This is a genomic window from Streptomyces sp. DG1A-41 (genome assembly GCF_037055355.1).
Classification (GTDB): Bacteria; Actinomycetota; Actinomycetes; order Streptomycetales; family Streptomycetaceae; genus Streptomyces.
On sequence record NZ_CP146350.1, the window covers coordinates 4957283 to 4969660 of the forward strand.

General features: G+C 63.2%; 11 protein-coding genes and 3 pseudogenes. 6 read left to right on the forward strand and 8 right to left on the reverse strand.

Annotated elements, in window-relative coordinates; translation table 11 throughout:
- Positions 1-8: 8 nt before the first annotated feature.
- Together V8690_RS22960 and V8690_RS22965 are read left to right on the forward strand one after the other, a co-directional pair.
- Positions 9-296: pseudogene (locus V8690_RS22960) on the forward strand (IS701 family transposase); the annotation flags it as partial.
- A pseudogene (locus V8690_RS22965) lies at positions 290-400 on the forward strand (Mobile element protein); the annotation flags it as partial. The pseudogenes V8690_RS22960 and V8690_RS22965, both read left to right, overlap by 7 nt.
- Positions 401-783: 383 nt before the next feature.
- On the opposite strand, the gene V8690_RS22970 reads toward V8690_RS22965, so the two are convergent.
- The 3 genes from V8690_RS22970 to V8690_RS22980 all read right to left on the reverse strand — a co-directional run bounded on the left by V8690_RS22970 (position 784) and on the right by V8690_RS22980 (position 2822).
- A complete protein-coding gene (locus V8690_RS22970) occupies positions 784-1302 on the reverse strand; it encodes a hypothetical protein (protein ID WP_338781638.1) in 519 nt (172 codons plus the stop codon).
- 723 nt (positions 1303-2025) lie between these two features.
- On the reverse strand, positions 2026-2250 hold the full coding sequence (locus V8690_RS22975; protein WP_338781641.1) for a hypothetical protein: 225 nt from the start codon (positions 2248-2250) through the stop codon (positions 2026-2028).
- A 50-nt stretch (positions 2251-2300) separates the two neighbouring features.
- On the reverse strand, positions 2301-2822 hold the full coding sequence (locus V8690_RS22980) for a pyridoxamine 5'-phosphate oxidase family protein (protein ID WP_338781643.1): 522 nt from the start codon (positions 2820-2822) through the stop codon (positions 2301-2303).
- 345 nt (positions 2823-3167) lie between these two features.
- Here V8690_RS22980 and V8690_RS22985 point away from each other — a divergent pair.
- A pseudogene (locus V8690_RS22985) lies at positions 3168-3392 on the forward strand (transposase); the annotation flags it as partial.
- 842 nt (positions 3393-4234) lie between these two features.
- Here the strand turns inward: V8690_RS22985 and V8690_RS22990 are convergent.
- From V8690_RS22990 to V8690_RS23010, 5 genes are all read right to left on the reverse strand, one after another.
- Positions 4235-5296: a hypothetical protein gene (locus V8690_RS22990; protein WP_338781645.1), complete on the reverse strand. Its 1062-nt coding sequence runs from the start codon at positions 5294-5296 to the stop codon at positions 4235-4237.
- A 596-nt stretch (positions 5297-5892) separates the two neighbouring features.
- Complete coding sequence (locus V8690_RS22995) at positions 5893-6456, reverse strand: hypothetical protein (RefSeq protein ID WP_338781646.1); 564 nt, start codon at positions 6454-6456, stop codon at positions 5893-5895.
- A 498-nt stretch (positions 6457-6954) separates the two neighbouring features.
- Positions 6955-7455, reverse strand: coding sequence for a HEPN domain-containing protein (locus V8690_RS23000; protein ID WP_338781648.1), 501 nt, complete (start codon positions 7453-7455; stop codon positions 6955-6957).
- Between the two features lie 9 nt (positions 7456-7464).
- Positions 7465-8589, reverse strand: a complete 1125-nt coding sequence (locus V8690_RS23005; protein ID WP_338781649.1) for a DUF262 domain-containing protein — start codon at positions 8587-8589, stop codon at positions 7465-7467.
- Positions 8590-8825: 236 nt separating this feature from the next.
- Positions 8826-9923: a DUF1152 domain-containing protein gene (locus V8690_RS23010; RefSeq protein WP_338781651.1), complete on the reverse strand. Its 1098-nt coding sequence runs from the start codon at positions 9921-9923 to the stop codon at positions 8826-8828.
- Between the two features lie 145 nt (positions 9924-10068).
- Between V8690_RS23010 and V8690_RS23015 the strand changes: the two genes are divergently transcribed.
- From V8690_RS23015 to V8690_RS23025, 3 genes are all read left to right on the forward strand, one after another.
- Positions 10069-10809, forward strand: a complete 741-nt coding sequence (locus tag V8690_RS23015; RefSeq protein ID WP_338781653.1) for a GntR family transcriptional regulator — start codon at positions 10069-10071, stop codon at positions 10807-10809.
- 275 nt (positions 10810-11084) lie between these two features.
- Entirely contained in the window at positions 11085-11525 is a 441-nt protein-coding gene (locus V8690_RS23020; RefSeq protein WP_338781655.1) for an ATP-binding protein, read from the forward strand.
- Positions 11526-11611: 86 nt separating this feature from the next.
- Positions 11612-12340 carry a GntR family transcriptional regulator gene (locus V8690_RS23025; RefSeq protein ID WP_338781657.1) on the forward strand — a complete coding sequence of 243 codons (729 nt, stop codon included), beginning with the start codon at positions 11612-11614 and terminating at the stop codon, positions 12338-12340.
- The last annotated feature ends 38 nt before the right edge of the window (positions 12341-12378 follow it).

Genomic DNA, 12378 nt, shown 5'->3' on the forward strand with positions numbered 1-12378 from the left:
GCCTGTGTCCCGGCAGCCACCGGCTGCTGATCCGCCGCAACCGCACCACCGGTGAACTGGCCTACTACCGCTGCTGGTCGCCGACTCCGGTGCTTTTGACCACGCTGGTCCGCGTCGCCGGGTCGAGATGGCGGGTGGAGGAGACCTTCCAGGCCGGAAAGGGCCTGGCCGGGCTGGACGAGCACCAGGTCCGCCGCTTCACCTCGTGGTCTCGCTGGGTCACCCTGGCCATGCTCGCCCACGCCTTCCTCGCCGTCGTCCGCGCTGACGAACACGCCCGCCATCCGGCCCCGGACGGCAGTGGGCCGAACGTGGAGGCACGCACAAAGACCTCGCTCGGGAGCCACGTCGGCGGCGGGCGACCTACAACCGCTACGGCGGAGTACGTCGGCTCCGGGCCCGCGGGAGGTCTATGAGACCAAGGCGGTGGCCTGGCTGCTCACCCTTCAAGGGTCCCCAACACTGCGCGCCACGCGCCGTACGAGGTCCATCCAGGCGGCTTGCAGAACATGAATGGTGCGACCCAGGCGAGTGGTCTGACGCTGGAGGATCCGGTTTCCTTTGACGAACCGGTGACACTCGGGGCATTGCGGGCTGCGGGGACGTTCCACCCTCCCCAGAGTTACCGCTACATGAAGGGCGATGACCTTCGTCAGGTGGCGGTTGCAGGACCGGTCGTAGGCACCGCTCTTCGTGAGGTGCTGGGAGACCTGGTGCCTGCGTAAGGTCGCGGTCGGAGTCCTGCGCGCTCGGAGATTCTGGTGCGGGACTTGCCGTACATGATCAGCCGAAGAACAGCGTCGCCCAAGGCTGAGCCGGAACCACGCCGCCGTGGTGTGAGCACGCACCTCGTCGGCCGATTGAAGTGGACGGCCATCCGTCGGCGCAGTGAGCAGGCGACGGCATCTCAACCCGTCTGACTTCGGTGGGCGCCCGTTCTATCCGGGAGGCAGCGGCGGCGAAATCGTCCCCGAAGCACTCTCGGTGTTCGAGAACAACGCGTGCTGCCTGCCCGGCCAAGGCCCGCTTCTCGGAGTACGCCCTGGATATGTCCAGCTCGGTCGCGGAGATGGCGTCGAGGCTTCCCAGGTCTTCGGGGAACTCCGCCCCGAGCTGCAGGATGCTGATGTTCGGGTCGCCGGCGAACACCATGGGAATCCGCACGGCGCGGGCCTTGTCGCTCAGGGCCAGTGCCTGGGTCCGGTGTGGCTGGCACATGGACTCGTGCTCATCGTCCTTCCATCCGTTCCAGATGCCGACACCGAGGCCGGCGAACACGGCCACGGTGACGAGGGCGACCACAGTAAGGATGGCCCGTCGCTCCCGTTCCGCCTGCTGTCTTGCTCTGTCGGCCTGAGCCCTCGCCTCCTCTGCGGCGGCTTCGCGCTCTGCTCCAGTGGCATGGTGTCGGCAGCCCTTCCCGATCTCCTGCGGGAGCTTGCATGGCGACCCCTTCTTCGTGGGGCGACCACAGCGCGCTGCCGCTCGGCGCCTTCGGGAACGGTCGTACCTGGTGGGCATCCCGGGCATTGTGAACCACCCGGCCACACCGGCGCCGCGCAACCGGCCCTTTGCGTAAGCGACTTGGTCGCCATTTGCTCGACCTGTGGCGCGGGTCACATGAAATGCGTCTCGCTATTTGAGACGAACGAGGGTCGGGTGGCGCAAGTGATGCCCGGAGACCCTGGGGATGGCCGCTCGGCCCCGACTTAGGGCACGCAGAGGGCACGCAACCCCCAAATTGGACTAGACAGCAAATAAACCCCAGGCCGCTGACCTGGGGTTTCATCATGGAGCGGGTGACGAGAATCGAACTCGCGCTCTCAGCTTGGGAAGCTGCGAGCATTTGGCGCCTGTCCGTGCAATGACCTGGGGGAACACCCCTGGTTCCTGCCTCCTCAGGCTGGGCCGCTTTCACCGTGATTCCCCGCTGTTCCCCGCCTGATCTGGTGCGCTTGTGGTGCGGTCCGCCCGGCGCCCGGCTCTGCCGGACTGACCGTGCGTGCAGACGCGTTGGCAGGCGCCTCAGAGATGGCGCTTGGACGCTCTGACCAGTCGACTGATGTCGTCGCGGGTCTTCACCCTGCGCTGGTCCAGTTCGGGCCTGCTGTCCGTCTTGGGCAGGGCTGTGACGTCCGCAAGTACGGCTTCTGCCGCCTCGCTCAAGGCATCGTCATCGGTGAGCATCTGCACCCGGAAAAGAGCTTCTTGGGCGTTGGAACGCAGGTCGTATGCGCGGACTCGCACCACGCTGGGTCCTCGTGTGGCGGTTGTGCAGGCCCTCGTCGACGGGCCCGGCGTCACGTGCCGGTGAGCTTGTCGAAGTCGGGGGCGTAGACGGTCATCCAGTGTGGGTTCAGCCGGTAGTAGACGACCTCGCGGTTCCAGTCGAAGGCGTCGTCGTCGCCGTAGAAGTCCTTCAAGTAGGCGAGGAGTTCCTGCCAGTCGGCTGTGGTCTCGGCGTCCTCGGGGTTCAGCTCCTCCACCGTGCCGTGGGTGAACACGCCGAGGTCCTCGCCGCGCATGTACGCGACGCTGGCGGCCGGACGGGCCGCGAGATGACGGGCCTTGGCGGCGTTGCGCGCCGTGCCGAAGTGCCACCGGCCGTGCAGGAAGTGCCCGTCGGCGCCGCTGATCCGCGGTTCGCCCTTTGCGGTCACCGTGGAGAGGGCAAGCGTGCACATGCCGGTGAGGACCCCGGTGAGCTGCGCCGCCGTGATGGTGCGGCCCTCGACGATCGAGCGGAGGTGTGCGGTCGAGCCGGAGAGGGAGGAGTCGAGGAGGGACTGGAGCTTGTCGAGTTCTTCCGGGGTTTCGCGCATACGTCCATCGTCGGCCGTAAACCCGACACCCTCTGTCGTCATTGATGAAGCAGCGGTGAGGTTGCTCCGCGCGGGTTACGCTGGGTGCTGCGGGGATGGCAACAGGTGGGGGACGAACGCCGGGGCATGTTCATGTGTTCGCGGTTGATTGACGAGCTGTGATGCCGTTGGTCCTGCTGTCAGGCCGCACGACGCGGCGTTCCCGTTAACTGACTGGGCAGCCGTGATGTGCCGCCGTGACGGATTTCGTGGTTCCTCTCGCCATCGCAGTGATCGGGTTAGGCCGTTTCTGATGGCTCTTGGTGGGCTGGGTGGATCTCGTGGTTGGCCGGGCAGGACGCCCGTATGGTGCGGCGACACGAACTCACGGACGCGCAGTGGCAGAAGATCGAACCTCTCCTGCCCGGCAACGGCAAACCGGGCGGGCAATGGGCGGATCACCGCAGGGTGATCAACGCGGTGCTGTTCCGGGCCCGGACCGGGGTGCCCTGGCCTGACCTGCCCGAACGGTACGGTCCCTGGCAGACCGTCTACGAGCGTCATCGCCGCTGGTCGGCCGACGGCACCTGGAGGGCCGCTCTTGAGGAGTTACAGATCGAGGCGGATGCCGGCGACCCGGACGGGCGCTTGCTCGCCAGGCGGACCGGCAGGAGTGGGCCGTGAACATCGCCTCCACGACCTGCCGTGCGCATCAGCACGCGGCCGGGGCGCCGCGAAGGCCTCCGGCCGGCCACCCGCAAAAGGGGGCGGGGCGCGTGAGGAGGCAGATGGGCGCGAGGCGTTGGGGCACTCACGGGGCGGGCTGACCAGAAAGATCCATCTGCTCTCCGACGACCGGGCACGCCCGCTGCACTGGCTGACCTCGCCCGGTCAGCGGGGTGACAGCCCGATGTTCGCCCCGGTGCTGGACGGCCTACGCATCCGGCGCCGCGGCACGGGCCGCCCGCGCAGCCGGCCGGACCGGGTGCGCGGCGACAAGGCGTACTCCAGCCGCGGTAACCGTGCCTACCTGCGGCGGCGCGGGATCAAGGCCACCATCGCGCAACCCGACGATCAGCGGGCTCGTCGCAAGCGCCGGGGACGAACCGGAGGCCGGCCCCGGCCTTCGACAAGGCCCAGTACCGTCGTCGCAACGCAGTCGAGCGGTGCGTGAATAAGCGGAAGCAGTTCCGGGCGGTTTCTAGGGATTCGAACCTGCGACACCCGCTTTAGGAGAGAGGGCGGGAGGTCATGCCGGTGACCTGGGATTTCGATTCCTGGTGAGGCGGCTGCAGACTCGACTGCGAGACACCCTCGTTGACCGTGGCTGACCGCTGTATCTGGCACGGTTGTGGCACGAACCTCAGCCGTACGACAGCCAGCCATGACGGTGGGTGCGCCAGCCGACCAGGCGTGCGTATGCAGAACGATCCTTACTGCTCCTCAACCTCTTGTTCGGCGGGCGCATCAGAGTTTAGATGGAACATGACTCTGGCTTCGTAATTGTGAACGTTGCCCTTGATCATCTCAGCCACTCGTCTGCGAATGGCGTCGATTCCTGGAAATAGGCGCCCGGACTCGACGTCTTCCTTGCTGTATTCGATGCGATGTAGGTCTGCTTGTATCAGCCCGTCACCCTGCCTCATCAGGACGACTCCTGTATCAAATCTGTAGAACGGGTCCAGCTCCTCGATAATGCAGTCAATCAAGTAGTTCAGCGCCTTAGTTGTTTCGATCACTAGACCGTACAGTGTGAACTTTTCCTCCTGCGTAATCCTGAAGAGTCGATCATATTCAACAGAATCCCATCGCTGGAGGTGCTTGTAAATTCGATCAAATTCCCAAAGGTCTTCAGTGCGAGGCTCCATGGTCTTTGACACGTGTGATGTGAGGTCACCAACTGCGGTGTCGGCATTGTGAAATGCTCCGACAATCTTGGGGAATGCTCGCGGCCATTTCTTTTCGAAGAGCCAGATTGATGCAGAGTGAAGGAGGTTGTACCGCTCGTGCGTGAGAACCGGGACGGGCATATTGAGCTGTCCTGACGTTGCGACCCAATTGTCGAGGTCGATTTTCTGCTCCCATAGCAAGACCCTTGCGGTCATGCGTTCCTCGATCACTCTGCGCTGCATTCCGTTAGGTCCGATACTTTGAGCTATGCGCGCCTCATGTTGCCGTTTAATGGTTTCGAGGCTACCTGTGGAGAATTCGGAGCCACCGTTCTTGTCGACTATGGTGTGATGAGTTGGGCAGAGTAGTAGCAGGTTTTCGTATGTATCCAACTTCTCGGTTGGATACGCGGGGTCATGGCGAGGCCCGTCCAGCTGACTCGATCTAATGTGGGCTTCCTCGCCAATGACGGCTCCAGCGGCAGCCAAAATCTCTGACTCTTCGCGGGCGAGATCGATCGTGAGTGACTGGAAACAATCGGGCATAGCACACTGGTCGCCTGCTCTACCCCAAAGCAGTTTCCGTGCCACTACGTTGATCGCCACGGCTCCCCCTAGCGTTTGACGGCACAAGGAGTATCGCTCATGGACGAGGTCGGTGGAGTCTCAATGGTGAGCTAAGACCGGGTAAGCTGGGCTTTTGCCGGTTAGAGGCAGTGGCCTAGTGGGCCTGGTGGTCGTCGTTGGTCATCATTGGTCACTGTCGAGCGACTTCGCACGGCCCCCTACGACAGTCAGCCACGACGGCGGGGCTCGTCGGCCGACCACGCACGCGTGCGCCTCGCTGTACTTCCACCGGCCTCAGCTACGCTGCGAATGCCGTCGACCAGAGCAAGCCTTGGAGGAAGGCTTGCGACGACGGCGCCTGAGCTCTCAGCTTGGGAAGTTGCGAGCATTTTGAAAGTTGGTTGGCACTGACCTGGACGAACATTCGGTTGGTGATCCTTCCGGGCTCGTCCGCTTTTACCGGGGTTCCCCGCTGCTCCCCCGCTCGTTCTGGTGCTCTTGTGGTGCGGTTGCCGGCACCCGCTCGCTGGGATGAGTCGATCAGTTGACAGCCAGCGAGTACTAGGGCCGAAGTACACGGCGTCGGCAGGGGCCTACCAGCCCTTGGCGTGACGGTTCGCTGATGCGTTCGACGCTCATTGATTCTCCTCGGATCGTCCACCCTGGTCGACGCTGTTCTCTTGTGTGCGAAGAGATGCCACGTTTTCGAGCACTGCAATGGAACGCTTCATTTGGGCGTGTCGCTCCATTGCAGTGAAGCCACGGTGTGTGAAAACGAAAACAGGGAAGACGGTTACCCATGTGATGCCAGCGCCTATTGACCATAAGCAGAATTTCGCGAGACCAATTCCCGCCACGAATTCCTGCTCACTCTCCTTCATCTCTGCCAACCAGGCTATAGATAGAATGGTCGAGGAGGCTAAAGGGCCTGTGACCCCTGCCCAAGCTGCATAGAGAGCCCAGAGTTGCCATAACGGTCGAGACTTCGAAGCGTTCGCGTGCAACTGCCGAGCCGTAGCCAGGGTGTGGGCATCGACGGCCGAGCTCATCGCTGCCTCCGCTTCGGCGTAGCGGCGCTCAGCCTCCTGCAGCCAGGTGGCTAGGCGCTTCGCGAGCTGCTGTACCTCCACAGCACCCACCAGCCATACAATAGGCGCGACAGCAGCGACCGTCTGAGCAAAGTCAGATGACATCTTCACGATCACATTGTGCGTGGAACGAGGCGGGCTGTGGAGCGCAATGGGGATTCCGCTGTGGACGGGTGCTCAGGCACCCCAAGGCATCAAGCCGCGCTTGAACGGCTGTGTATGGGCTGAGTGAGACGGAATCCGCAGGTCGGAAGGTGCCAAACCTTGGTTCATGATGAGCATGGGACAAGAGCTACGTATGACGAGCCTCGCACGGGCTGGACAGCGAGGAATGCCCCATTGCGATTCATGAGTGCGTTGAGTTCGCACGCAACAGTGCAGTACTTCGCGAAGAGCACCTGGTACTGCAGTAGCACGAACCTCAGCCGACGACAGCCAGCCACGACGGCGGGCGCGCCGACCGACTAGGCGCGCGTGTGCCTCGCTGTACCCCCGCTGGTCTCAGCCATGCCATCTAAGTGTTCCGTCGACCGGAGCATACCCACGGCCGGCACGTTGCGGCAGAACTGCGGTCCTCGCCTTACGATGCAGCACATTTATGCATAGAGATCACTTTCCGTTTGGTTTCAGGTTCTCCAGGAACCAGTCAGCGATCTCGAGCGCACTCTCGTACAGCGTTACGGCCTTGCTGCCAGTAAGTCCCTCGTTGAGTCCGTGCGCGATCTGATGACGCCGGTTGACGAGCAATGACAGCTCGCGGTTAAGTCTCTGGTCATCGGCATCCAGTAAATCTTTGAGACTCGCCTCGAAGTCTCCACCGAATCGTCCCGCCAGAGACAGAATATTGTCCGGAGACGGATTCTTCGTTCTTGTTATCCAGGACTGCGAGAAAACCCTGACCGGGCCTCCCGACTTTTCATCAATGTAGGCCCTTGCGCACTCGAACACAACCTGTTCTAGATAACCGCAGGTCCTCACTACAAAGAACCTGACGAGCCAAATTTTTTCGTCATCCGTTCGCTGGCTAGGCGGGTTCCTGACCCATTCGGCTAGCGGTTCGATTGCCTGACGCAGGCTGACTACATTGCGTGGCGGCCACGATGATGACATTCAGAATTCCTAAATGCCTGCAAAGGCCTTGGTAGCCATTTCTAGGCGTTTCCGTACGTATTCTTCAGTTGCAGTGGAACCTGAGATGGAAACTGCCGTCTCTCTATTCGAGGTGAACACCCTCACTGCATCCTTGACGTCCTCAGGTGTGGGTGGCGTTCCGCCATCAAGCCGGCGCATGAGTCCGACATACAACGCCTCGGCGAGTGCTGCGTTTACTTGTGAACTCTGGAAACGTAGTGCTGCCCTACCAGGTCCTTCAAGCAAGAGCTTCGATGCTTGGAGGAACAGCTTTTCGATTTTATTGTTATCGAGCCCTTCGAGATTTCGATGCCCTCCGAGAAATTCATTCAGGAACTTCTTCTGTGGCCTGAAGTACCCTGCCGAGTTGTGATACAGGGCCATGATGCGAAGGATCAGTTCCTGATCGCGTAGGCGGAGAGATCGAGATCCGTAGAGCTGTCGCCAATCGGAAATCTTGTTGAGCTTTTCGAGGAAATCGACGAGGGCGCCCGGATATAGAGCGATTCGAATTTCGTGAGGTGTAAGTTGCGTCCCGCCGGAATTTAGGCGCTCAAATACCTGATAAATCGCTTCGAGGGACTCGTTGCTGCCATCTGTCTTTACGATTGTCGCCTGGATGAAAGTGTTGTCGAGTTGGCGACGCTGTTCCGGTCCCAATGTTCGGTAGGTTAGTCCTCGGAATAGGTCTGCCACGTTCTCGAGAGCGAATTCGCGCCCTCCGTGTACGCCATCATAGAACGCACCGAGTGTGCGAAGCCTCTGCTGGCCATCGAGCACCAAGTATCTGCGGTCGACCTGTTGCACGAGCATGATGCCCGGAATCGGATATCCCATGAGGAGTGACTCAATGAATCGGTCCATCTGGGGCCTGCGCCAGACGAAACCTCGCTGAAATCCAGCAACTTCCAGCGATGTGTCGCCATGCCCAAACGTCGGAATCACAATGTCACCGCGGTGCAAGCGACGGACAAGGCCCTCAACGTCGAAGTCGGTACCTGTATACGTAACAGGTTCGGCCTCAGCCTCGGCAGCGGCTAGGTCTTCCTTTTCCTCTGGCGTCAGGGAATCTTCGTCAGTGTCGAACAGTGTCTTGGCTTTGCCTTCGGTCATGGAAACCAAGATAGGCCAACCGGACGCTTGCCGGGTGCCTCAGGTCAAGCCTGCTGGCTTGAGCCGGGTAAGTAGCAGGCGTGGCGTACCTCTGCCCTCTGGTGGCTGCTTGGTACGGGCGCGGCGCGGGCGCCGGCCGGGCTGGAGCGGGGCGGAGACAGGAGCGCAGGCCCGGCCGGGGGCCGGGCCGCGCGCGGTGAGCGGAGCGAGCCGCCTTGAACCCGTGAAGAAGGTTGTTACTCAGTAGTGGCTGTGATGCGCCACAAGGGAGCGTCGTACTGCTTCGGACGGCTGTTGATGAGCAGCTGTCGCAGGTCCTCGCGCAAGGAGCCGTTGAGGTTCAGGGCCTCAGTGATGCGGCGGAACGTCGTGTGGGTAACTCCGCGGTCCCGGGCCTCGGCTTCGAACTGGTCGAGCTGAGACAGTACGGCCTCACGGTCGAGCTGTACCGGTGGCTGGTCCTTGAGCCACGCGGCCTTGTTGCGCTCGTAGTCGATCTCCGAGTAGCCGCAGATTTCGCGGCTGTGTGCCTCGACCTCGTCCAAGGTGGCGGTCGTCAGGATGGCGCGGGTCAACTGGTTGCGGGTCAACGCCTCGTCCAGGTCCACCTCATGCACCGTCGGTCCCTCATCGGTGAGGGGAACCGGAAGGCCGGCATCTCGCATCTCGCAGGTGCCCCGTACGCCTCGGGCAGTCGCCGCGAGCATCCCGGTTGCCTCAGAGGGGTGCCACTCCAGGACCGAGCTGATCGGCTCGACGTCCTTCGCGGTGAAGGTGTGGATGAGCTGGCCCAGCATGCTGCGCAGATCGTCGAGAGGGAGTTCGCCGTCGAGACCAGGGCCCGTCACCAGGAGGCGGATGGGCGCGTTCACCTGGCAGCACGCGGCGAGTGTGACGGCGTCGGCGAGGGGGCTCTTCAGCGTCGGCTCATCACCGCGGGCGAGGATGTCGCCGCCCACGTCCAGGAGGTCGATCGACTCTGGTGACAAGTGGTCCACCAGCTCCTCAAGTTGGCGGGTGACGCCCTCAACTCCATGGCGCGGATCGATCAGCGCGAACGTGTGCGGGAGCTCTGTTGCAAGCCGGGGGAGAGTCGAGCCTGCCGGAGCGATGGGGCGGGCCTCGGCCGGCACTGCCCAGACTGCGGGGGTGAGGGGTTGGAGGCCGGTGAAGTTTTCTGGTCCGCGGGGACCCGGAACCGGGTCGATCAGGAGGCGGTCCCACGCGTACGTGAGGATCACCGCCTGGTCCTCGTCGCCGTAGAGGGCGGCGTGAATCATTGCGGCGGCGACTGCGTCGCCCCCTCCTCCTGCTGCGACGATCAACCGCGTCATGCAGTTCAGCCTACGGGGTGGGGGGTTGACCACTCACCCTATAGTGGCTAGAGGCCATAGCCACTTGTATCGAGAAGCAGGCCTCAGTCTTGGTAGCGGGGTTCCCGACTACTCGCCTGGGGCTCGCCTTGGGTGAGGAGGACTGATGCCGCAGATCGAGGAGGCTCAGCCGAAGTATCTCCAGATCGCGCACTACATCCGTGATCAGATTCTTCGGGGTGACCTGCGACCGGGGGACGAGGTGCCGTCCGAACGGCAGTTGGCGGCGGACTGGAAGGTGTCCCGGCCTACGGCTGCACGGTCGTTGGAGGCACTGAGCCATCAAGGGCTCGTCGAGAAGCGTCAGGGATCGGGCACGTACGTGCGGAGCCTGGAGGTCAACCGGCGGGCACGCGAGTTGTACGGGCGTGCTCGGCAGACGGGGAAGATCTATACGCCTGGCGAGTACGCCGTGATCACCTCTGCCGGTTGGCTGGAGGCCCCGGATCACGTGGCTGAGGCGCTGGGCCTGGTCAAGGACCGTCGGGCGGTGCACCGGCGGCGTGTGACCAACAATCAGGACGGGCCGATCACGCTGTCCACCTCGTGGTTCGCTCCGGATGTCGGTCAGCGTGCGCCGAAGCTTCTGGAGCCGGAGCGGATTCGAGAGGGGACGCTGCTGTACGTCGAGAACATGACCGGACGGCAGGGGAGTTACGCGGAAGATCGCATGTGCGCGCGGGAGGCGACGGAGGAAGAGGCCGAGGATCTTCAACTTGCCGCCGGCTCCGCCGTACTGATCGTGCACCACGTCGTATTCGACCTCCAGGACCGGCCGTTGGAGTTCGCAGAGGCCACCTACCCGCCGCATCGCTGGGCGTTCGAGCAGGGCTACCCCCTCACCTGAGGGGGCCAGTTGCAGCGAATCGCTTGCGTCGACCAAGTGGCTAATGCCACTATCCAGAAAGTGGCTAAGGCCACTTCACTGGGAGGAGGCGCGGTGTGACGAGTCAGCGGCCGGATCAGGGCACGCACTTACCTTGCCGGGGTTGCCGGGGGCGCGGTTGGAAACGTGTCGGCTCGCGTACGACCCTGGCGCTTGCCACCGCCGCCGACCGCACCCGTGCCACATCGAAGCGGCGCTGCCTCGACTGCGACGGTAGCGGCAGGAAGTGAGCACTCATGGCCTACATGATCGACCGCTACCCGTCTGAGGAGTCACCGCGTCTCGGTGCGATGACCTTGCACCCTGTCGCTGAGTCCGTACCGCGGGCTCGGCGCTGGTTCCGCAAGTTCATCGCCCCGTACAACCCGGCCTGCTCCGTCGACGATTGTGCGCTGATGATCTCGGAGCTGGTGACCAACGCCATCGCTTACGGTCGGTCGGATGAACCTTGGCTCGTGCGGGTGGAGTGGTTCCGTGAGGGGGCCTCGCTCCGGGTCGACGTGCACAATCCCGGCTTTCCGGCGAACGTGCGACTGAGGCACCCCGACGCTGACGACTCCCACGGGCGTGGGCTGCTCCTGGTCGATTCGCTGGCCGAGTCATGGCACGCCGCGCCGAGCCGCTTCGGCGGAACCGTCGTCTCCTTCGTGATGGCCGATGTCTGGCCCGGAAGGTAAGAGTTCGCTCCGCTTCTACTTTGACAATCGAAGGTTCGCTAGTCTGGTTGACCAGTTGACTTGGCCAATCTCGACGGGCGGCGTTCATGGCGTATGAAGTGGAGCCACCGAAGTACGTGCGCCTCGCGCAGACGATCCAGCGCCGCATCGAGGATGGCACGTATCCGCCCGGCACTCGGGTGCCCAGCGAAAACCAACTGGTGCAAGCCTTCGGGATGTCACGGCCGACCGTTGTCAGGGCGCTGGAGTTGCTGAAGCGTGATGGCTGGGTGGAGTCCCGGCAGGGGTACGGCACGATCGTGCGAGGTCGTCCGGCTGTCGTCGAGCAGAAGGATCGCCGGGGGAGTGAAGCGCTCGCGCGCGACGAGTCGCAAGCATCGGGACGGTTGGTCGAAGTCGGCTACGTCCCGGTTCCGGCGCGGGTCGCCTCCGCGCTCGGGTTGCCCAAGCGGGCCAAGATCCTCATGCGCCGATTCCTGGTCGAGGAGGACGGCGAACCGATTGAGCTGGTGTCGTCGTACTTCCCCGCCGGCCTGGTCGAGGGCACTGAGTTGGAGAGTGCCGAAGCGCTGACGGGCGGTACCCGCGCACACCTGGAGGCGCGCAAGAAGGTCCGCTTCGACCACGTGACGGAACGGGTCTCGGCCCGTCTGCCCGAGCGTGCCGAAGCGGATCTTCTGGATCTTCCTGAGGGGGTTCCGGTCCTCAGTGTCCTGGTCGTCGCGTGCGACGCTTCCGGGCAGGCGCTGCACGTCTCCGACGTGCTGCTTCCCGCCGACCGGCAGGAACTGGAAGACACCTACCGCCTGAACTGACCGCGTCTCATGGCCAGTTCACCAACGGCTCCCACCTG